This is a genomic window from Rhizobium sp. AN73 (assembly GCF_030757975.1).
GTDB classification, from domain to species: domain Bacteria; phylum Pseudomonadota; class Alphaproteobacteria; order Rhizobiales; family Rhizobiaceae; genus Agrobacterium; species Agrobacterium arsenijevicii.
Map to the genome: position 1 here is coordinate 262,508 of NZ_JARWME010000001.1, position 20,510 is coordinate 283,017.

General features: G+C 59.5%; 17 protein-coding genes. 12 read left to right on the forward strand and 5 right to left on the reverse strand.

What is annotated here, in order from left to right; genetic code table 11:
• Positions 1–32: 32 nt before the first annotated feature.
• Both RBH10_RS01115 and RBH10_RS01120 read right to left on the reverse strand, forming a co-directional pair.
• Positions 33–1,616, reverse strand: a complete 1,584-nt coding sequence (locus RBH10_RS01115) for a DHA2 family efflux MFS transporter permease subunit (RefSeq protein WP_045022432.1) — start codon at positions 1,614–1,616, stop codon at positions 33–35.
• A 21-nt stretch (positions 1,617–1,637) separates the two neighbouring features.
• Positions 1,638–2,852 carry an HlyD family secretion protein gene (locus RBH10_RS01120; protein ID WP_281039304.1) on the reverse strand — a complete coding sequence of 405 codons (1,215 nt, stop codon included), beginning with the start codon at positions 2,850–2,852 and terminating at the stop codon, positions 1,638–1,640.
• Positions 2,853–3,014: 162 nt separating this feature from the next.
• Between RBH10_RS01120 and RBH10_RS01125 the strand changes: the two genes are divergently transcribed.
• The 6 genes from RBH10_RS01125 to RBH10_RS01150 all read left to right on the forward strand — a co-directional run bounded on the left by RBH10_RS01125 (position 3,015) and on the right by RBH10_RS01150 (position 12,226).
• Entirely contained in the window at positions 3,015–3,701 is a 687-nt protein-coding gene (locus RBH10_RS01125) for a TetR/AcrR family transcriptional regulator (protein WP_045022434.1), read from the forward strand.
• 182 nt (positions 3,702–3,883) lie between these two features.
• Positions 3,884–4,648 (forward strand): TerC family protein, encoded by a 765-nt coding sequence (locus RBH10_RS01130; protein ID WP_045022436.1) that lies wholly within the window; start codon positions 3,884–3,886, stop codon positions 4,646–4,648.
• A gap of 328 nt (positions 4,649–4,976) precedes the next feature.
• Positions 4,977–6,749 (forward strand): SLC13 family permease, encoded by a 1,773-nt coding sequence (locus RBH10_RS01135; protein WP_281039305.1) that lies wholly within the window; start codon positions 4,977–4,979, stop codon positions 6,747–6,749.
• A 245-nt stretch (positions 6,750–6,994) separates the two neighbouring features.
• On the forward strand, positions 6,995–8,452 hold the full coding sequence (gltX, locus tag RBH10_RS01140; RefSeq protein WP_281039306.1) for a glutamate--tRNA ligase: 1,458 nt from the start codon (positions 6,995–6,997) through the stop codon (positions 8,450–8,452).
• A 251-nt stretch (positions 8,453–8,703) separates the two neighbouring features.
• Entirely contained in the window at positions 8,704–10,203 is a 1,500-nt protein-coding gene (gene lysS / locus RBH10_RS01145; RefSeq protein ID WP_060724554.1) for a lysine--tRNA ligase, read from the forward strand.
• Positions 10,204–10,489: 286 nt separating this feature from the next.
• Positions 10,490–12,226: a patatin-like phospholipase family protein gene (locus RBH10_RS01150; protein WP_281039307.1), complete on the forward strand. Its 1,737-nt coding sequence runs from the start codon at positions 10,490–10,492 to the stop codon at positions 12,224–12,226.
• A gap of 28 nt (positions 12,227–12,254) precedes the next feature.
• On the opposite strand, the gene RBH10_RS01155 is transcribed toward RBH10_RS01150, so the two are convergent.
• The gene (locus tag RBH10_RS01155; protein WP_281039329.1) at positions 12,255–13,133 is read right to left on the reverse strand and encodes a hypothetical protein; all 879 of its coding nucleotides are present in this window, start codon (positions 13,131–13,133) and stop codon (positions 12,255–12,257) included.
• 315 nt (positions 13,134–13,448) lie between these two features.
• Between RBH10_RS01155 and RBH10_RS01160 the strand changes: the two genes are divergently transcribed.
• From RBH10_RS01160 to RBH10_RS01180, 5 genes are all read left to right on the forward strand, one after another.
• Positions 13,449–14,339 (forward strand): metal ABC transporter substrate-binding protein, encoded by an 891-nt coding sequence (locus RBH10_RS01160; RefSeq protein WP_281039308.1) that lies wholly within the window; start codon positions 13,449–13,451, stop codon positions 14,337–14,339.
• Complete coding sequence (locus RBH10_RS01165; RefSeq protein ID WP_281039309.1) at positions 14,336–15,244, forward strand: manganese/iron ABC transporter ATP-binding protein; 909 nt, start codon at positions 14,336–14,338, stop codon at positions 15,242–15,244. The genes RBH10_RS01160 and RBH10_RS01165 overlap by 4 nt, the downstream gene beginning before the upstream one ends.
• The gene (locus RBH10_RS01170; RefSeq protein ID WP_045022448.1) at positions 15,225–16,085 is read left to right on the forward strand and encodes a metal ABC transporter permease; all 861 of its coding nucleotides are present in this window, start codon (positions 15,225–15,227) and stop codon (positions 16,083–16,085) included. The genes RBH10_RS01165 and RBH10_RS01170 overlap by 20 nt, the downstream gene beginning before the upstream one ends.
• Positions 16,082–16,936, forward strand: a complete 855-nt coding sequence (locus tag RBH10_RS01175) for a metal ABC transporter permease (RefSeq protein ID WP_281039310.1) — start codon at positions 16,082–16,084, stop codon at positions 16,934–16,936. Before RBH10_RS01170 ends, RBH10_RS01175 begins: the two co-directional genes overlap by 4 nt.
• Positions 16,937–17,147: 211 nt before the next feature.
• A complete protein-coding gene (locus tag RBH10_RS01180) occupies positions 17,148–17,321 on the forward strand; it encodes a DUF1328 domain-containing protein (protein WP_306180370.1) in 174 nt (57 codons plus the stop codon).
• A 61-nt stretch (positions 17,322–17,382) separates the two neighbouring features.
• Here RBH10_RS01180 and RBH10_RS01185 read toward each other — a convergent pair whose 3' ends face one another.
• The gene (locus tag RBH10_RS01185; protein WP_045022456.1) at positions 17,383–18,114 is read right to left on the reverse strand and encodes an SDR family oxidoreductase; all 732 of its coding nucleotides are present in this window, start codon (positions 18,112–18,114) and stop codon (positions 17,383–17,385) included.
• Between the two features lie 216 nt (positions 18,115–18,330).
• On the opposite strand from RBH10_RS01185, the gene RBH10_RS01190 reads away from it, so the two are divergent.
• Positions 18,331–19,104, forward strand: coding sequence for an IclR family transcriptional regulator (locus tag RBH10_RS01190; protein ID WP_281039311.1), 774 nt, complete (start codon positions 18,331–18,333; stop codon positions 19,102–19,104).
• Between the two features lie 262 nt (positions 19,105–19,366).
• On the opposite strand, the gene tal is transcribed toward RBH10_RS01190, so the two are convergent.
• A complete protein-coding gene (tal, locus tag RBH10_RS01195; protein ID WP_045022457.1) occupies positions 19,367–20,332 on the reverse strand; it encodes a transaldolase in 966 nt (321 codons plus the stop codon).
• Positions 20,333–20,510: the final 178 nt, after the last annotated feature.

Genomic DNA, 20,510 nt, shown 5'->3' on the forward strand with positions numbered 1-20,510 from the left:
CCCAGCTCTGCGGTGGATGGGAGGGGATTTTGTTAGTGCGCCGCGTCTGGCGGCGGCGCTGCCTTGGGTTTCTGGATCAGCACGGTCATGAAGATCAGGCTGCCGAACAGTATCGTCAATGCGAAGAACACGTCCGCAAAAGCCAATATCCATGCCTGTTGCGAAACCATGCCGACCATTTTCTTGATCGCGACGGACGCGCCGTCCAGCCCGTAGGAATCATAGTTCGCCCCGACATTGTTCAGCCATTCCAGCGCCTGCGGATTGGAGTAGCTGATATGTTCCGACAGCCGCGCATAATGGTCGTCGGTACGCTGTGACAGCAGCGTGTTGATGACGGCAAGGCCAACCGCGCCACCGAGGTTACGGGTGAGGTTGAACAGGCCTGACGCGTTGCGGATACGGGCGGGCGGCAGCGTGCCGAGCGCGATGTTGTTGATCGGCACCATGCACATCATCAGACCGAAACCGCGCAGGATCTGCGGGATCAGCAGCTCGTAGAAATCCCAGTCGGTCGTCACATAGGTCATGATCCAGGTGCCGCAGCCGAAGCTGATGAAGCCGATGGCCATCATCATCCGCGGATCGAGCTTGGTGGAAACCTTGCCGGCAATTGGCGCGGTAAAGAACATGGCAAGACCGGAGACGAACATGGTCTCGCCGATCATCAGCGCATCGTAACCACGCACCCGTCCGAGATAGAGCGGGTAAAGATAGGTCAACCCGTAAAGCCCGATGCCCATGACGAAGGAAAACAGCGAGCCGATGGAAAAGTTTCGATCGGCGAAGGCGCGGATATCCACGACCGGGAATTCCACCTTGAAGGCGCGCCAGAAGAACACCACCGCACCGATGACCATGGCGATGGATCCGATTACGATGCGCTCATCGTTGAACCAGTCCTTGTTGTTGCCTTCTTCCAGCACATATTCCAGCGAGCCGAGGAACACCCCCATGGAGATGAGCCCCCACCAGTCGAACTTCTTCCAGAGCGAGGTTTCAGGCTTGTCGAAATCGATCAGGCTCCACGTCAGGATGGTGACGATGATGCCGGGAATGATGTTGACGAGGAACAGCCAGTGCCAGGAAAAGGCGTTGGAGAGATAGCCACCGACCGTCGGGCCAATGGTGGGCGCAAGCGTGGCGACAAGACCGATGATCGGCGAGACGATCGAACGCTTGGAGGGCGGGAAAATGGTGAAGGCGGCCGCAAAGACCGACGGGATCATGCCGCCGCCGATAAAGCCCTGGATCGCCCGGTAGACGATCATCTGGTCGATATTGGTCGCGGTGGCGCAGAGCGCGCTCGACAGGGTGAAGCCGGCGGCGCAGGTGGCAAACAGCACGCGCGTGGAAAGGATGCGCGCCAGCGTGCCCGACAGCGGGATCATGATGACTTCGGCGATCAGATAGGAGGTCTGCACCCAGGCGATCTCGTCGGAGCCCGCGCCGAGGCCGGCCTGGATTTCCGCCAGCGAGGCAGAGACGATCTGAATGTCGAGAATGGACATGAACATGCCGAAGACCATCGCGAAGAACGCGATGAGCCTGCGCCTGTCCATGGGAGGATCGACGGGGACCGAAGCCCCGCCTGTGCCGACAACCGTAGCCGCCATGATCTTGCCCTCAACGAAGCCTTACTTGGCCTGCGGGTTAACTTGCGCCGTTTTCGTATTTTCCGGCGCCGTGCGGGTATCCACATCGACGACAACGCTCAAACCCGCGCGCAGATTGTGCTTGGCAAGGTCTTCCTTGGAGAAGACGATGCGCACCGGCACGCGCTGGATGATCTTGGTGAAGTTGCCCGTGGCGTTTTCCGGCGGCAGCATGGAGAAGACCGAGCCGGAACCCGGCGAGATCGACTGCACCGTGCCTTCGATGGTGGCATCGTCGAAGGCATCCACATGGACGCGAACCTTCGAACCGGGCACCACGCGGGCCAGCTGCGTTTCCTTGAAATTGGCGTCGATATAAAGCTCGTTCATCGGCACCAGCGAAGCAAGACGCTTGCCGACCGAGACGAGATCGCCCGTCTGCACCGCCAGATTGCCGATGACGCCGTCATAGGGCGCCTTCAGCACGGTGAAGGCCAGATCGCGGGCAGCCTTGTCCTTGGAGAGCTGCAGCGAACGAATGGTGCTTTCGGCCTCCTCACGCTGGGCGCGCAGAAGCTCGACATTGGCTTTCGCCGACGCAATCGCCGCCTCGCCGGCCACGACATTCGCCTTGGCCTGATCGAGTGCGACCTGGGCGCTATCGGAAGCAGCAACCGTGCCGACATCCTTCGCCTGCAATTCGGTGGCGCGCTTCTGGGTGATTTCCGCGCCGCGAAGGGCGGCATCAAGCGCGCCCTTCTGGGCAACGGCCTGTTCCTGCGATGCCTCGCCGCCGATGATCTGCGCATCGATGCGCTTCAGCGACAGTTCCTCGGTGCGGATCTGGGCATCGGCCTGTTCGAGCGCGATGCGGTAGTCGCCGTCATCCAGCGTCACCAGCGGATCGCCGGCCTTGACTTCCTGGTTTTCGACCACGTTCACCTTGGCGACGTAACCGGCAACCTTCGGTGCGATGACCGCGATGTCACCTTCTATATAGGCATCATCAGTCGACACCATGAAGCGACCGTCGATCCACCAGTTGTAACCATACCAGCCGGCACCGGCGAGAAGGGCAAGGGCAAAGATCGGCAGAAGCGGCGAACGCTTCTTTGGCTTCGGTGCGGCAATGGTCTGGGGCGGCTGTTGCGGCGGGGCCTCAACCGGCTTTACCGGGGAGGTCTCGGCCTTGGCGGAAACATCCGCCTCTTCCGCATCGTTAACGGCGCGAACCGCGTTATTCTTCTGGGCCGACATGAGATTGTACCGTGAAAAATTGAAGAAAACTTTTTTCGAACTGAACCGTTCGGTTCGATTGACATAATCTCTTTCCTGACACATATCAAGTGTTATCGAACTGATTGGTTCGACGTTCGGTTAATTTTTTTACGCCATTGCAGTGCTAGGGAGCCGGTAACGATGGCAGGTGAAGACATGGATATGGAGACGGAAACCGATACGGGCTGTCCGGGAAACCCCGCCGGGCGTTTTGCGGCGGGCGAAGACCCGGCCAAACGCGACCAGATTCTGGCCGGCGCCTGGCGCGTGTTCAAGCGCAAGGGCTTCGATGCCGCCAGCATGAACGACATCACCCGGGAAGCGGGCGTCTCCAAGGGCACGATCTACGTCTATTTCTCCAATAAGGAGGATTTGTTCGTTGCGCTCGTCGACCATCACCGCAACGAATTCGCCACCTCCATGCGCCATATTCTTGAGGGCACCGAGGAGGTACGCGAGGGGCTGGAACAGTTCGGCAAGGCTTTTGCCAACAAGATGATCTGTTCCGACATGATCCCCGCCATGCGTTCGGTGATCGGTGTCATCGATCGCATGCCGAAGCTGGCGCAGCGTTTTTTCCTCTCCGCGCCGAATAATGTGCGCACGGTACTGCTGGATTTCATCGAACATCAGGTCAAGATCGGGCATCTGAAGGTGGATGACGCCGAGCTGGCCGCCCGGCAATATATCGAGCTTTCCACCGGCACCTTCTTCAAGCTGCGGCTGTTCGGCGAGCTGGAAGGCCCTGTTCCCGAAGAGGAACTGGACCGGGTGATCGGCAGCGCCATCAAGGTGTTTATGGCCGCCTACGGAACCGACAAGGACTGAGATCATTCAGCAACGGGCGACCGAACCGGCAACGGTACGGCGCGTGATACGCGGTTTGCGCGAAATTTCGATGAAATCTTGCCCATCACAGGGGCGGTCTCCTTGTTTCTCGCGTATTGCGCTATAAATTCCACCCACCGAATGTTTCGGGTAGCCTTGTTGCTGAAAGGAAAAATTCCCTGATGGAGTCCATTCTCCCTCTTCTGTCCGACCCCGCTGCCTGGGTGGCGCTTGTCACCCTGATCGTCATGGAGGTCGTGCTTGGTATCGACAACCTGATCTTCATCTCGATCCTCACCAACAAGCTTCCCCCTGAACAGCGCGAAAAAGCCCGCAAGATCGGCATCGGCCTTGCGCTCGTCATGCGTCTCGGCCTGCTCGGCACCGTCGCGTGGATCGTGCAGCTGACCACCCCGGTCTTCGAAATCTTCGGTCATGCCTTCTCGTGGAAGGACATGATCCTGATCGCCGGCGGTCTCTTCCTGATGTGGAAGGCCACCAAGGAAATCCACCACAATGTCGATCCGGAAGACCACAAGGAAGACATGGTGGGCGGCCCCGTCGCGATGAATTTCGGCGCGGCCATCGGCCAGATCCTGCTGCTCGACCTTGTTTTCTCGGTGGACAGCATCATCACCGCCGTCGGCATGACCCCGCATCTGCCGATCATGATCGTTGCCGTGATCTTCGCCGTTGCCGTGATGCTTCTGGCCGCGACCCCGCTTGCCAACTTCATCGAGCGCAACCCGACCATCGTCATGCTGGCGCTGGCCTTCCTGATGATGATCGGCACGACGCTGATCGCCGAGGGCATGGGCTTCCATGTGCCCAAGGGTTACGTCTATGCCGCCATGGCATTCTCCGCTTTGGTGGAATTGCTGAACATGCTGGCGCGCAACGCCCGGCAGCGCAAGAAGGCAGCAGCTGCAGCCGGCAAAACGCATTGATGGCGCTTTGACGCGTCCCTGATTCTCCGGAGGCCCGTCCGCGGGCGGGTCTCCGGTTGAGGAAAGACCGTTCCCCATAGTCTCCGTCATCCTCGGCCTTGAGCCGAGGCCCCATCAATTCAAGGGATGTGGATCTTCGGCTCAAGGCTGAGGATGACGGAGAGCTTTAAGCAAATTTACGGATCGCTGACGCTTGCCGTGCGAAACGCCCTTCCGTTAGACGGACTCTTTATTCCCGTCCGGAACCCCGGTGCCGCACCCTGCGTTTCAATGCATCCTCGCCGGCCCCACCGGACGCATTTCTCTCCTTTGAAAGCAAACAGGCAGCATGACGACCGACCAGATTCTCGCCTTCACCGTGATCGCCGGCATGATGATCGCGTTCATATGGGACAGGTTCCGTTACGATGTGGTCGCCTGCAGCGCTTTGTTAGTGGCGGTGGCCGTTGGTGTCGTGCCTTTCGACAAGGCTTTTTCCGGTTTCTCGGATGATATCGTCATCATCGTCGGCAGCGCGCTGATCGTCAGCTCGGCCGTAGCGCGTTCCGGCATTGTCGACATGACGATCAAGAAATACTTTCCGGACATGCGCTCCAAAGGTCTGCAACTGGCCTTTCTGATGATCGTCGTTGCCATCATGTCGGCCTTCATCAAGAATATCGGCGCGCTCGCCATCATGATGCCGGTCGCCTTCCAGTTCGCCCGCAAATCCGGCAGCCCCGTCTCCTATTATCTGATGCCCATGGCCTTTGCCGCCCTTTTGGGCGGGCTGATGACGCAGATCGGCACGTCACCCAACATCGTTGTCTCAAGACTGCGTGAGGAAATGACCGGGCAGAGCTTCTCGATGTTTGATTTCACCCCCGTGGGCGCGGCGCTGACCGTGATCGGCATCATCTTCCTCACCTTCGGTTACCGGCTGCTGCCGGTGCGCAACCGGCAGAATGCCTCGGTGGAGGATGTTCTGGACCAGTCGGCCTATACCGCCGAAGCGACGCTGCCCGCCGACAGCACCTATGCGGACAAACCGCTGCGCGATCTATTGAAACAGGCAGATGGCGACGTGATTGCCAGCACCATCCTGCGCGGAACGCGCCGCATGTCCCCCTTTCCCGACGTCAATCTGAAGGCGGGCGATACCATTCTCCTCGAAGGCAACCCGGAAGGTCTCGACCGCATCGTCTCGCAGGCGAAACTGCTGCTATCAGGAAAACCGCTGACCGAAAACGGCCAGAAAACCGTCGACCTCATTTCCATGGAAGCGGTGATCAGCAACGAATCCGTTCTCAACGGAATTTCCGCGCGCGAACTGGCGCTGTCCTACACACGCGGCGTCAATCTGATCGCGGTCAGCCGCCGCGGGCACCGGGTCAGCCAGAGGCTCTCCGACCTGACATTGCAGGCGGGCGACGTCATTCTGTTGCAGGGAAGCCGCAAGAACCTGCCACAGGTGCTGCAGGAGTTTTCCCTGCTGCCGTTGGCGCAGCGGGAAATCCTGCTCGGCGTCCAGCGTCGCGCGCTTTTGCCCGTCATCGTGCTTGCCGCCGCCATGATCGCCGCCGGCAGCGGTCTGGTGCCGGTCTCGGTGGCCTTTTTCGCCGCCGCCTTCCTGATGATCGTCGTCGGCGCGATCCCGCTGACTGAGGTCTATAAATCGATCGACGGGCCGATCCTCGTCATGCTCGCCGCCCTCATTCCGGTCAGCGACTCGTTGCGCACCAGCGGCGCAAGCGAGCTGATCGCCGCCTGGCTCGGCCATGCCGCACAAGGACTGCCGCCCTTTGCCGCACTCGGCATGATCCTCTTGACCGCCATGGCGGTGACACCCTTCCTCAACAACGCCGCGACCGTTCTCGTCATGGCCCCCATCGCCGCCGGTTTCGCCACCACGCTCGGCTTCAGGCCAGAGGCCTTTCTGATGGCGGTGGCAATCGGTGCCGGCTGCGATTTTCTCACCCCCATCGGCCACCAGTGCAACACGCTGGTCATGGGGCCGGGCGGTTATCGTTTCAGCGATTATCCGCGTCTCGGCCTGCCGCTATCGATCATGATCGTCATCGCCAGCATTCCCATGCTGCTTTACGTCTGGCCGGTTTCCTGAAACTTTTCCCGGAAAAGCGCTGCATCGTTGCATCGCTGCAATGCGTCGAGGCAACACGGCAAATATCCTTATTTCCTTGACGCCTGCGGCATAATATGGCCTAAGCCGATGCCGAACGGGAATGTGCAAAAGCGCGCGTGATACGTGTCTTTCCGCATGATTTCCTGCCGCATTCAAACGAAAACTCCGTGATATAAGGGCCAATTCGCCCCCATGTCACTGCCACGTCACGACGAGTGAATTTCATGACCACTTCCGGCGTTCGCGTCCGCATCGCACCTTCCCCCACCGGCGAGCCCCATGTCGGCACCGCCTATATCGCGCTGTTCAACTATCTCTTCGCCAAGAAACACGGCGGCGAGTTCATCCTGCGCATCGAGGATACCGACGCCACCCGCTCGACGCTGGAATATGAGCAGAAGGTGCTCGAGGCGCTGCGCTGGACCGGCCTCACCTGGTCGGAAGGCCCTGACGTCGGCGGTCCTTACGGTCCCTATCGCCAGTCCGAGCGCAAGCCGATGTACTGGCCTTATGCCGAAGAGCTGCTGGAAAAAGGCCATGCCTTCCGCTGTTTCTGCACGCCCGAGCGGCTTGAGCAGATGCGTGAGGCGCAGCGCGCCGCCGGCAAGCCGCCAAAATATGACGGGCTTTGCCTCCACCTGAAGGCCGAGGAAGTCACAGCCCGCGTTGCCGCCGGCGAAGCCAACGTCGTGCGCATGAAGATCCCGACCGAAGGTTCGTGCGATTTCCATGACGGCGTCTACGGCGATGTCTCGATCCCCTGGGATTCGGTCGACATGCAGGTGCTGATCAAGGCCGACGGCATGCCGACCTATCACATGGCAAACGTCATCGACGACCATCTGATGAAGATCACCCATGTGGCGCGCGGCGAGGAATGGCTGGCGTCTGTGCCCAAGCACATCCTGCTTTACCGTTATTTCGGCTGGGAACAGCCGACGTTCATGCATCTTTCGCTGATGCGCAACGCCGACAAGTCCAAGCTTTCCAAGCGCAAGAACCCGACGTCGATCTCCTATTACTCCGCTCTCGGCTACCTGCCGGAAGCGCTGATGAACTTCCTTGGCCTGTTCTTCATCCAGATCGCCGAAGGCGAAGAGCTTTTGACCATGGACGAGCTGGCGGCGAAGTTCGACCCGGAAGCACTTTCCAAGGCCGGCGCCATCTTCGACATCCAGAAGCTGGACTGGCTGAACGGCCGCTGGCTGCGCGAAAAACTCACCCCGGAAGAATTCATTGCCCGCACGCTGGAATGGGCGATGGAAAATGCCCGCCTGACCGAAGGCCTGAAGCTTGCCCAGAGCCGCATTTCCAAGCTCGGCGAATTGCCGAACCTTGGTGGCTTCCTGCTTTCGAGCGACGTCGGCCTCACACCCGCATCGTTTGCCGGTCTCAAGAGCAAACCGGAGGAAATCCACGAGATCCTAACCACGGTTGCCACCGACCTTGAAAAAATGCCTGATTGGAACGTGGAAGCAATCGAGGCCGAGCTGCGCGACATTGCCGAACGCACCGGCAAGAAGCTGCGCATCGTCACGCCGCCGCTCTTCGTTGCCGTATCCGGTTCCTCGCGCTCGCTGCCGCTGTTTGATAGCATGGCGTTGCTCGGCCGCTCCGTGGTGCGCCAGCGTCTGAAGATCGCGATTGCCGTTGTGGCCACGATGGTCGGCAGCGGAAGCTGATAGTTTAATGCTGCCGGTAACGGCAGCATTCTGAAATATACCCCTCTGCTCGGGGCACCCCCTCTGCCCTGCCGGGCATCTCCCCCTCAAGGGGGGAGATCAGATGGCGCACCCGCCCGTTCCATGGGCAAGGTGTCCGCCGCTTGTCGATCTCCCCCCTTGAGGGGGAGATGTCCGGCAGGACAGAGGGGGGGAAACCCAGAGTGGGATGGGTAACCGCAACAAGCAAAGCCCGCTAAAGGCGAAGAACAATGACCGACACCAAGACCGAAACCACCGCCCTTTCCTCCGACGCGACAGAAGTGCGTCGCCAGAAACTTGCGCTGCTGCGCGAGCAGATCGGCGACGTTTATCCGGCGCATTTCCACCGCACGCTGACCAATGCGGAGCTGGCGGAAAAATATGCCGATATCGAAGCCGACGTCGAAACCGGCGACACGGTGACGGTGGCAGGCCGCGTTTATTCCTCGCGCAATTCCGGCATGTTCATGGATATCCATGATGCCTCGGGCAAGGTGCAGATCTTCTCCCACAAGGATACGACACCGGAAACGGCGCGCAATCTTCTGCCGATGATCGACATCGGCGACATCATCGGCGTGACCGGCAAGGTGCGCCGCACCAAGCGCGGCGAGCTGACGATCAACGCCGAAGAAATCACCATGCTGACCAAGTCGCTTCTGCCGATGCCGGAGAAGTGGCATGGCGTCTCGGACATCGAGCTGCGCTACCGCAAGCGCCATCTCGATATTCTCGCCAACGAAGAATCCAAGCTGCGCTTCCTGCAGCGCTCGAAGATCCTGTCCGGTATGCGCCGTTTCATGGAGGACGAAGGCTTCCTCGAAGTGGAAACGCCGATGCTGCAGACCGTTTATGGCGGCGCGACGGCCGATCCGTTCAAGACCTTCCACAACACGCTGAAGATGGACATGTATCTGCGCATCGCGCCGGAACTGTTCCTGAAGCGCACGCTGGTATCAGGCCTTTCCGACAAGGTCTTTGAAATCAACCGCAACTTCCGCAACGAAGGCGTTTCCACAAGGCACAATCCTGAATTCACCATGATGGAGTGCTATTGGGCCTATGCCGACTACGAAGACATCATGGGTCTCGTGGAGCGGCTGTTCGAGACGCTGGCGATTGCCCTGCACGGCACGACCGAAGTTGAATTCCAGGGCCAGACGATCTCCTTCAAGGGTCCGTTCAAGCGCGTGCCTATGCCCGATGCGGTAAAGGAAGCGACCGGTATCGACTTCCTCGCCATCAAAACCGATGAAGAAGCCCGTGCCGCCGCTAAGGCCGCCGGTTTTGCCGTCGAGAAGGACTGGACCTGGGGCGAATGCCTTGCCTTCATCTTCGAAGAGAAGGTGGAAGGCACGCTGATCCAGCCGAGCCACGTCACGCACTTCCCGAAGGACATCTCGCCCTTCGCCAAGGAAGTGCCGGGCGAACCGCGCCTCGTCGAGCGTTTCGAAAGCTATTGCAACGCCTGGGAAGTGGGCAACGCCTTCTCCGAACTCAACGATCCCGAAGAACAGCGCCGCCGCATGGTGGAGCAGCTGGAGCAGGCCCATGCCCGCGGCGAAAAGGACAAGCAGCTCGACGACGAATTCCTCGACGCCATCGACCAGGGCATGCCGCCCGCCGGCGGCCTCGGTATCGGCGTCGATCGTCTGATCATGCTGCTCACCAACGCGCCCTCGATCCGCGACGTTATCCTCTTCCCTGCCCGCCGCAACAAGGCGGACTGATCGGACGAAACCCGAGGCGGCCTTACGGCCGCTTCGGCTAAAGCTGACCTCCTATACTTAAGCATATTGAATAGGGCGTACATCGCCCGATCCGCTTGCCGGTTTTCCACTTGAGACGAAGACGCACTGAAGTAGTTATCCGGTTTCCGGCCTGCGGATTGCATAAATTCATTTAACCCTTAGTAGAATATGCTGGCGATATCGCCTCAACTTGTGATACCCATTCCCCATCATTTCGCATTGTGTTTGACGGCTTTCCGCTAGCGGGGCCGTCGGGGAGATACGCATGCCCGAGAATGAGCTTCCCAAGTACCAACCCGATATGTTCGCAGAGCCGGAAAAGGAATGCGACGTGGTGATGAAGGGTGGCATCACCTCCGGCGTCGTTTATCCCTATGCCGTTCTGGAACTGGCACGCCGATACCGCTTCCGCTCGATAGGTGGCACTTCAGCCGGGGCGATTGCCGCCGCCTTTGCGGCGGCGGCGGAATATTCCCGCACCGTCAGGGATGATCCTGATGGCTTCGTCCGCTTGCAGGCCCACTGCGATACGATACCCAATATTCTGGGCAAGCTTTTCCAGCCGGAACGCCGTTTTCGCCCGCTGATGCGTTACCTGCTGTGGGCGCAGGCCGGTGGCTGGCCGGGCAAGATCCTGGGGCTGCCCTTGGCTTTCCCGCTGGCCTCGATAGCCGGTATCGCAATCGGCGCCAGCCTGTTGTGGGCGATGGGCGGAGGCTGCGCCGGGTCGGTTCTCGGCGGGCTGGTGGGGCTGTTGATTGGAATCCTCGGTCAAATCCTGTGGCTGGTTTTCTACCGGTTACCACAGGAGGGGTTCGGCTTCTGTTCGGGATTAACGGTTTCCGATGCGGATGGTCCGGGCCTGACGGAATGGCTTCATGCGTCGATCCAGGACATCGCCTTCGGTAACGAAGCCGCTACAGCGCCGCCGCTGACCTTTGGCGATCTCTCAGGCGACGACCCGAAAAAAAGCATAAACCTGAAGATGGTCACGACGAACCTGTCGATGCGGCGGCCGCACACGCTTCCGACCACGAATCTAATGGTGGCTTACGACCCGAAGGAATGGAGCCAACTGTTTCCGGCTGCCGTGATGAACTGGCTGAAGCAGGTAGCAACACCGGGCGGCCCCTTTCCAGAATTCAAGGCTTTTCCAGAGCCTGCCCAGTTGCCGGTCATTATCGCCACGCGCATGAGCCTGAGTTTCCCGGTGCTGTTCAAGGCTATTCCGGCCTATACCAATGATCGCGGCACGCTGGATATTGTGCAGCGTATCAGTGGTGAAGCGCGGCCCGTCATGAAGGCGAAAATCTGGTTCTCCGATGGCGGGATCAGCAGCAACTTTCCCATTCATCTTTTCGACGCCCTGCTTCCGTCGCGTCCCACTTTCGCACTCAGCCTCGATGAACTGCCGAAATCCATCGCCAGCAGCAGCAAGCGCGTCACGATTCCGCAGGCGGCGGGCGAAGGGATAGGCGTGCCCGTTCACAAGATGGAAAAGATGAGCGGTTTCCTGGGCAGCATTCTCAGTTCGGCGAAGGACTGGCAAGATCAATCCCTTGCCACCATGCCAGGCCAGAGAGAGCGCATTGCCCGCGTCTTTCTCTCCAAAGAGGAAGGCGGGCTCAATCTTACCATGCCACCGGAACGCTCAGGCAAACTCATGAGCTACGGCCTTGAGGTCGGATCGCTCTTCGCAAATGGCGCGCTGGATTTTGACGAGCATCGCTGGCGACGCACACTCGTTGCCTATGATCGACTGGAAGACACGGTGTTTGCGACGCAGCGCCTGTGGAGCGAGGGCAAATACGAAGAATGGCTGACGGGTTACATCGATAGGGTCGACAGCTACAAAAACGTGACGAAGGCTGAGCGGGAAAAACTGATAGCTCGAATTGCCGCCTTTGCCGCCCTGTCGCAAAGCTTCTCGCCGGAGATTGTCAACAAGCGCAAGAAATTTCCAAATCCGGCCGGCCGCTTGCGTATCGGGCCGGACACCTGACCAAAAGGCTTAGGAGAAACGGCTGCCCCTAATGTCCGGTCTTCCCCGCAGCCGGCTCTTCCGCAGGCGCGCTCTCGGCCAGCTTCTCTTCCGCCGCCTGCGCGGTCGTTGTGCCTTTTCCGAAGATCAGTGATTTCAGATAGCTGATGCTGAAGATGCTGCCGCTATCGGCTTCCGGGGTCGAGGTCAGAAGTTCTTCGTCTGCTACGGGTTCGCCGTGGGCTTCCGCACCGGTTCCGCCCTCATGCGTTTCCGCCGGCGCGGCATCGTGCCCGCCGGCACCCTCGCCCTTGGTTTCGCCGTGTCCCGTAGCGCCCTTCGCGGCCTTTCCGCCATGTCCCTCGGGCGCGACATCCGAAGCCGGGGTTGCGCAATCGGTCGCGTCGCTGAGACTCGCGGCAATTGCTGCGGCATCCTCCAGCGGCAGATCGATACGAAGGCCGTAAAACTGTCCGCTGCCATTTGCGGCGCCGTCGTAATAAAAGGCGGAATAACGCTGGGCATCGGCGCCCTCGGGAATTTTCGCCGGGTCGGGAATGAAGACCACCTGGGCCGCGATGGCGCGGCCGCGCATTTCCGAGCGCAATTGCGGGCCGTTCCTGTCGAGTACGGAAACCTGCACCAGATCGGGTTTCTGTTTGTCGTAAACCGCCTTGGCGACGCGCAGCGCGGTTTTCAGCCGGTCCGTGCCGTTACCGCCATCGGTGCGGATGAATTTGCGAACCCAAAGGGAACCGTTCTTGCGGATGTTGACCGTCTGGACTGCGTCGCACGAAAGCCCGTTGGCGGAAGCATAGGTGGACCCAAGCAGCCGCTCGCTGCCGATGAACACGGCAGCAGAACCGGTCGCACCCGCCAAAAGCAGGATACCGCCTCCGATCATAACGAGTTTGCGCGAAAACCGCATTCGTCCGAATACAGCCTTCACGCGCAACATCCTGACATCAAGTACCCCGCCTATCGCCCTCACCCCGGAACGTGGCTCGAAGAATGAGGAACACACGCGGGACAAGCTCGGGACGTCGCTGTCCGAGCCTTGTGATACTGCCGCTTTCTCATTGAAAAAAGTTTAACCCCGCCGCCACCGCGCGGGCAAAAACGCACCATTTTCAGACATTTTCAAAATCAGCTAAATTGCGAATGATTTGCAATAGCGTTGACAACTGTGATTCTATAACAGATGGTATTGCGAGTTAATCGCAACAAAAAATCGGTGACAGACGTGAATTTCCATAAAATCCGCCATGCCCTTTTTGCTTTTTCGCTTTTCCTGCCCGCCGCTGCCATCGCGCAGGAAAAACCGAAGGTGGTCACCACCTTCACGATCATCGCCGACATGGCGCGCAATGTGGCTGGAGATGCAGCCGATGTGGAGAGCATCACCAAGCCGGGCGCGGAAATTCACAACTACCAGCCGACGCCGCGCGATATTCTCAAAGCCCGCAAGGCCGATCTGGTGCTGCGCAACGGTCTCAATCTGGAATTGTGGTTCGAGAAATTTCTGGCCAATCTTTCCGGCGTACCGAACGTGACTGTCAGCGACGGCATCGAGCCGATGGCGATCAATGGTGGGGCGTACCAGGGAAAACCCAACCCACATGCCTGGATGTCACCCGATAACGCCTTGATCTATGTGGAGAATATCCGCAAGGGCCTTGCTGGCATAGACCCTGCCCATGCCGATGTTTATGCCGCCAATGCCAAGGCCTATTCGGACAAGATCAGGGCCACCGTGCAGCCCATTCGCGACGAGCTTTCCGCCCTTCCCGAAAACAAGCGCTGGTTGGTAACGAGCGAAGGTGCCTTTTCTTATCTCGCCCGTGATTTCGGGCTGAAGGAACTGTTCCTCTGGCCGGTCAACGCCGACAGCCAGGGTACACCACAGCAGGTGCGCGGCGTGATTGACGCCATGCGCGAACACAATATTCAGGTCATCTTCAGCGAAAGCACGGTTTCCGCCGATCCAGCCCAGCAGGTGGCCAAGGAAACCGGAGCGGCCTACGGCGGCGTACTCTATGTGGATTCGCTGAGCGAGGCCGACGGCCCGGTTCCGACCTATCTCGACCTGCTCCGCGTGACGAGCAACACGATTGCCAAAGGACTGTCCTCATGAGAATGGGCGGTAAAAAAACCGGCGGCGGCCTGACGGTTCAAAATGCGACAGTGACCTATCGCAACGGCCACACCGCATTAAGAAATGCCAGCTTTTCCATTCCACGCGGCACGATCACTGCACTTGTCGGCGTCAATGGCGCCGGTAAGTCCACGATTTTCAAGGCAATCATGGGTTTCGTGCCGCTGGCCGCCGGTTCCGTCTCGATTTTCGACCTGCCGGTGAAGGATGCACTCCGGAAAAACCTCGTCGCTTATGTGCCGCAGGCCGAGGAAGTGGACTGGAGTTTTCCCGTACTGGTTGAGGATGTGGTGATGATGGGCCGTTACGGCCATATGAATTTCCTGCGCATTCCATCCAGACACGATCATGAGATGGTCGAGAAGGCACTGAAGCGCGTCAATATGCTGGATTATCGCAAACGGCAGATCGGCGAGCTTTCCGGCGGGCAGAAAAAGCGGGTGTTTCTGGCCCGCGCGCTGGCGCAGGAAGGTCAGGTAATCCTGCTGGACGAACCTTTCACCGGCGTCGACGTGACGACGGAAGAACAGATCGTTGCGCTATTGAAGGCGTTGCGTGACGAGGGCCGCGTCATGCTGGTTTCCACCCATAATCTCGGCAGCGTGCCGGAATTCTGTGATCGCGCCGTGTTCGTCAAGGGCACGGTCCTAGCCTCAGGCAAAACGGCGGATACCTTTAACGAGGAGAACCTGCAAAAAGCCTTCGGCGGCAGCCTGCGCCATTTCGTTCTCGGTGGAGCCGATCTGCATAACGATGCCGATCCGCGCCGGGTGAAGGTGATTACCGACGACGAGCGGCCTTTCGTGATCTACGGAAAGAACGGCCAGAACGGACACGATCCGAGCGCTCCGAAGGAAAAGACCGATGATAAACAGCCTTCTTGAGCCCTTCACCTATGGCTACATGCTCAACGCCATCTGGGTCAGCGCCCTTGTGGGCGGCGTCTGTGGATTTCTATCTGCCTATCTGATGCTGAAGGGTTGGTCGCTGATCGGCGATGCGCTCTCGCACGCCATCGTTCCGGGCGTCGCAGGTGCCTATATGCTGGGGCTGCCGTTTTCGCTCGGCGCCTTTCTCTCCGGCGGACTTGCGGCCGGCTCCATGCTGTTCCTGAACCAGAAAACGCGGCTCAAGGAAGACGCGATCATCGGGCTGATCTTCACCTCGTTTTTCGGGCTGGGGCTATTCATGGTCTCGCTGTCGCCCACCTCGATCAATATCCAGACCATCGTGCTTGGTAATATTTTGGCAATCACCACCGAAGACACGATCCAGCTTGCGTTGATCGGCGGCATCAGCCTCATCGTACTGGCGCTGAAATGGCGCGACTTCATGGTGGTATTCTTCGATGAAAACCACGCCCGCACCGTGGGGCTGAAACCGGAAGTGCTGAAAGTGATCTTCTTCACCCTGCTTGCCGCCTCCACGGTTGCAGCCCTTCAGACGGTGGGCGCTTTCCTTGTCGTTGCCATGGTGGTGACACCGGGCGCAACCGCCTACCTGCTCACCGACCGTTTCGAACGGCTTATCCTGATGAGCCTGATCATCGGTGCGACCACCAGCTTCGTCGGTGCTTATCTCAGCTACTTCCTCGATGGCGCCACCGGCGGCGTTATCGTCGTGCTGCAAACGGCGATCTTCCTTGCCGCCTTCATCTTTGCACCCAAACACGGGCTTCTCGCCTCCCGCGCAAAAGCCCGCAAGGCACTGGGAGAAACGCCATGAGCGAATATCTCGAACTCGCCGTGCTGCCGTTTCAGCTGCCTTTCATGCAATATGCCTTCATCATCACGCTGATGATCGCGGTGCCGATGGCGATGCTCTCCTGTTTTCTGGTGTTGAAGGGCTGGTCGCTGATGGGGGACGCGGTTTCGCATGCCGTGCTGCCCGGCGTGGTGATTGCCTATATTGCCGGAATTCCGCTTTCCATCGGCGCTTTCATCGCCGGTATGATCTGCGCGCTCGGCACCGGCTTCATCAAGGAAAACAGCCGCATCAAGGAAGACACTGTACTCGGCATCGTCTTTTCTGGCATGTTCGGGCTGGGGCTGGTGCTTTACGTGAAGGTGCAGAGCGACATGCATCTGGATCACATTCTCTTCGGCGACATGCTGGGCATTGCCCCGTCAGACATGCTGGAGACCGGGCTGATCGCACTTTTCGCAACGCTGTTTCTCGGGGTGTTGCGCAAGGATTTGTTGGTCAACGCCTTCGATCCGCAACATGCAAAGGCAATCGGCCTGCCGGTGCGCGTCCTGCATTATGGCCTGCTGATGGTCCTGTCGCTTGCCGTGGTCGGCGCGCTGAAGGCGGTGGGCATCATCCTCTCGGTCGCCATGCTGGTTACCCCCGGTGCAATTGCCTTCCTGCTGACGCGGCGCTTTTCCGCCATGCTCCTGGTCGCCATCTCGGTTGCGGTTCTCTCATCGCTTGCGGGCATATGGCTGAGCTTCCTGATCGACAGTGCGCCGGCCCCAACCATCGTGCTGTTCATGAGCCTTGCCTTCGTCGCAACATTCATCCGCACCACCTTCAAGGCCCGCCAGATCGACGCAGCGAACGAAACGGGCATCTAGAGCATTTCCAGGAAAAGCGGCCCCCGGCTTTCCGTCCGGAAATGCGACAAAACAAAGAGTTAGAGTGTTTTCGCGACCCGAAGAGAAGCGAAAACGCTCTGAAACAACGATTTTTGCGGGCGGGTGGAACATTTTCGCCTTTTGCGCGTCATTTTCATGAGCTTGTCGTCAAGCGGCAAACTCATAAAAATCAAGCAGAAGGGGAAGCTCCATGCTGAAATGGGCTCTTATTTTCTTTGTTATCTCGTTGATCGCGGGCCTTTTCGGCTTTACCGGCATCTCGGCAGCGGCGTCGGGCGTGGCCCAGATCCTGTTCTTCATCGCCGTCGTGATCTTCCTGGTCTTCCTCGTGCTTGCACTGATCGCCGGAAGCGTGGTCGCCTGATGAAAAAAGGCGACCGGCTTTCCGGCCGGTCGCCTTCTCCTCTCTCCCGTATAGAAAACTATCAGCCGGTCCAGCCGCCGTCGATCACATGGATCTGGCCGGTGGTGAAACCTGCCTCATCCGAAGCGAGATAGGTGACGAGTGCTGCGATCTCTTCCGGCGTGGCGATGCGGCCCATTGGCTGGCGGGCGATGAAATCGGCCAGCGCCTGTTCGTAGTTGCCGGTGGCGCGCAGGCGGTCATGCAGGGATGGGCTATCCACCGTGCCGGGGCAGATGGCGTTGCAGCGAATGCCCTTGGTGACGAAATCGGCAGCAATCGCCTTGGTCAGACCCACCACGGCCGCCTTGGAGGCGGTATAGGCGAAGCGGTTCGGCACGCCCTTTACGCTTGAAGCAACGGAGGACATGTTGACGATTGCGCCCTTGCCCTTTTCCAGCATGCCGGGCAGGAAGGCGCGGCAGGTGCGGTACATGGCCTTGGCGTTGAGATCGAAGGAGAAATCCCAGTCCTTTTCCTCGCAATCGAGAATGGTGCCGGAATGAACGAAACCTGCGCAGTTGAACAGCACGTCGGCATGGCCGATTTCCGCCGCGAAGGCCGTAACGCCTTCGCCATCCAGCACGTTCAGAACCCGCGTTTCCGCACCCTTGAGGGTCGAAAGCGCCTGCTCGTTGATATCGGTGGCGATGACGCGTGCGCCAAGCGAGATGAAGCGCTCCGCCGTCGCCCGGCCGATACCCTGGCCGGCTGCGGTGATCACCACTGTCCGCCCGTTAAAATCCTGCACCATGAATAGCCTCCCGCTATGGCGCGCCCGCCCGTTGGGGCCGAGCCGCTGACTTTCGCCATTGAATTTCATTGATCTCAAATATGGATCGACAATTCATATGTAAACGCGGTATTCATGTAACGTCAAGCAGACTTGCGCAAAAGGACGGCGTCGGGCAACGGTATTTCCAAACCGCATTTCGCGCCAGCCAATCCTTCCAAACGCCACCGAGGCCAGATGACCGAAGACGACAGCGAAAGATATCGCGCCCCTGCCCTCGACAAGGGTCTGGACATTCTCGAACTTCTGGCCCGCACGGATGGCGGGCTGACGCAGATCGAGATTGCCAAAGCCATCGGCAAAACCCCGAACGAACTTTACCGCATGCTGGACCGGCTGGTGCGCCGTGGTTACGTGCAGCGGCTGGAGGGTGACCGGTTTTCGCTGACGCTGAAGATGTTCGGGCTGGCGCATTTCCACGCGCCGATCCGCCGGCTGGTGTCTTTCGCCGCCCCCGTCATGCGCGACTTTTCCGCAAGTGCCGAGCAGGCCTGCCATCTGGCCATTTATGACCGCGGCAGCGTCGTCGTCATCGCCCAGCAGGAATCCTCCACCTATTGGGCCATGTCCATGCGGGTGGGTGCGCAGATGAGCCTGTTCCACACCGGCTCCGGCCACGTACTGCTGGCCTTCCAGAACGAGGCGCAGCGCAAGATCATGATCGCCGAGCAGGTGCGCGGCGGCGGGGAAACCGAGCCTTCGGATCTGGACGAGCGGCTGGCAGAAGTGCGCAGAAACGGCCTTGAATCCATGGACAGCATGCAGACCGCCGGCGTGCGCAATATTTCCGCCCCGGTGCTGACGCTGGATGGTACCGCACTTGCCGTCATCACCTGCCCCTATATCACGCCGCTTGGCGGCAAGGCCCCGACACGCGAGGCCTGCGAGGCGCTGATCCGCGATGCGGCAAAGCGCATTTCCGAAGTGGCGACGGGCAACGCAAATCCCTGATCGACATAAAAAAACGCGACCGGCAGGGGCCCGATCGCGTTTTGAGTGACTGGAGATTTATGTGTCTTAAACGCGGTGGGAGCATAAAATGTTCCGCCGAGATTAAAGACGAGGAGGCGACCTCCCCATTTTCGTCATCCTCGGGCTTGTCCCGAGGATCTGCAACCGATCGGCTTCACGCGACGTGGATAGATCCTCGGGACAAGCCCGAGGATGACGTCATGTGTGTGGCAAGGTCGCCGAAAGCCTAAGCTCCGGCTCTTTAAGCAGCAACCAGCGTCAGTTCCTTGCGGACCATGTCGCGCAGCGTCACCAGATCCTTGGCGAACATGCGGATGCCTTCCGAGAGCTTCTCGGTTGCCATGGCGTCTTCGTTCATCGCCCAGCGGAATGCCTTTTCGTCGAGCGACTGCAACGGCTCGGGCTTGGCATTGTCGGGCGAAAGCTGGCGCACGAGCGTGCCGGTGTCCTTGTCCAGCTCTTCCAGAAGCGCCGGGCTGATCGTCAGGCGATCGCAACCGGCAAGCGCCTCGATCTCGCCGACGTTGCGGAAGGACGCGCCCATGACGACGGTGCCGATGCCGTTGGCCTTGTAGTAGTTATAGATGCTGCGTACCGAAACAACGCCTGGATCGGTCTCTGCGGTGTAGGTCTCGCCGGTCGACTTCTTGTACCAGTCGAGGATACGGCCGACGAAGGGCGAGATGAGGAACGCCTTGGCTTCCGCGCAGGCGATGGCCTGTGCCTGCGAGAACAGCAGCGTCAGGTTACAATCGATGCCTTCGGACTGGAGAACCTCGGCAGCCTTGATGCCTTCCCAGGTGGAGGCAAGCTTGATGAGGATGCGCTCACGCTCGATGCCGCGCTCCTTGTAGGCCGCGATGATGTGGCGTGCCTTGGTGATCGAGGCTTGCGTATCGAAGGACAGGTCGGCATCGACTTCCGTCGAGACACGGCCGGGAACCAGACCGGCAAGCGCAGCGCCCACGGAAATGGCGAGGCGATCAGCAACGGCAGCAACGACAGCGTCGGACTGGCCGCCCTGCTTCTTGCCCCATGCGACTGCTTCCTTCACCGCATCCGCAAAAGCGGGGGTGCCGAGAGCTTTCAGGACGATGGTGGGGTTGGTGGTGCAATCCACCGGCTTCAGGCGCGCAACCGCTTCGATGTCGCCGGTATCGGCAACGACCGTGGTGATGGCGCGAAGTTGTTCAAGTTTGGACGTCATAGCGAATGATCCCTCATGATCTCTTGTAAACTTGCTCAGCCGTCTTTTCGTTCCCGCACCATGGTGCGCCCAAGGCCGAAATCACGGTTTTGTCCGGCTCCGACTATCGCAAGCGGCAAGGCCGAAAGTCAAGACATTTGCGCATCGCAATTGACATAAGTTTCACGCCTGCGATACT

What these genes read in the sequence shown, in the direction of transcription:
- RBH10_RS01115 (WP_045022432.1), bottom strand. Translation starts at nt 1,616, where the DNA reads ATGGCGGCTACGGTTGTCGGCACAGGCGGGGCTTCGGTCCCCGTCGAT.
- RBH10_RS01120 (WP_281039304.1), bottom strand. Translation starts at nt 2,852, where the DNA reads ATGTCGGCCCAGAAGAATAACGCGGTTCGCGCCGTTAACGATGCGGAA.
- RBH10_RS01125 (WP_045022434.1), top strand. Translation starts at nt 3,015, where the DNA reads ATGGCAGGTGAAGACATGGATATGGAGACGGAAACCGATACGGGCTGT.
- RBH10_RS01130 (WP_045022436.1), top strand. Translation starts at nt 3,884, where the DNA reads ATGGAGTCCATTCTCCCTCTTCTGTCCGACCCCGCTGCCTGGGTGGCG.
- RBH10_RS01135 (WP_281039305.1), top strand. Translation starts at nt 4,977, where the DNA reads ATGACGACCGACCAGATTCTCGCCTTCACCGTGATCGCCGGCATGATG.
- gltX (WP_281039306.1), top strand. Translation starts at nt 6,995, where the DNA reads ATGACCACTTCCGGCGTTCGCGTCCGCATCGCACCTTCCCCCACCGGC.
- lysS (WP_060724554.1), top strand. Translation starts at nt 8,704, where the DNA reads ATGACCGACACCAAGACCGAAACCACCGCCCTTTCCTCCGACGCGACA.
- RBH10_RS01150 (WP_281039307.1), top strand. Translation starts at nt 10,490, where the DNA reads ATGCCCGAGAATGAGCTTCCCAAGTACCAACCCGATATGTTCGCAGAG.
- RBH10_RS01155 (WP_281039329.1), bottom strand. Translation starts at nt 13,133, where the DNA reads ATGCGGTTTTCGCGCAAACTCGTTATGATCGGAGGCGGTATCCTGCTT.
- RBH10_RS01165 (WP_281039309.1), top strand. Translation starts at nt 14,336, where the DNA reads ATGAGAATGGGCGGTAAAAAAACCGGCGGCGGCCTGACGGTTCAAAAT.
- RBH10_RS01170 (WP_045022448.1), top strand. Translation starts at nt 15,225, where the DNA reads ATGATAAACAGCCTTCTTGAGCCCTTCACCTATGGCTACATGCTCAAC.
- RBH10_RS01175 (WP_281039310.1), top strand. Translation starts at nt 16,082, where the DNA reads ATGAGCGAATATCTCGAACTCGCCGTGCTGCCGTTTCAGCTGCCTTTC.
- RBH10_RS01180 (WP_306180370.1), top strand. Translation starts at nt 17,148, where the DNA reads ATGCTGAAATGGGCTCTTATTTTCTTTGTTATCTCGTTGATCGCGGGC.
- RBH10_RS01185 (WP_045022456.1), bottom strand. Translation starts at nt 18,114, where the DNA reads ATGGTGCAGGATTTTAACGGGCGGACAGTGGTGATCACCGCAGCCGGC.
- RBH10_RS01190 (WP_281039311.1), top strand. Translation starts at nt 18,331, where the DNA reads ATGACCGAAGACGACAGCGAAAGATATCGCGCCCCTGCCCTCGACAAG.
- tal (WP_045022457.1), bottom strand. Translation starts at nt 20,332, where the DNA reads ATGACGTCCAAACTTGAACAACTTCGCGCCATCACCACGGTCGTTGCC.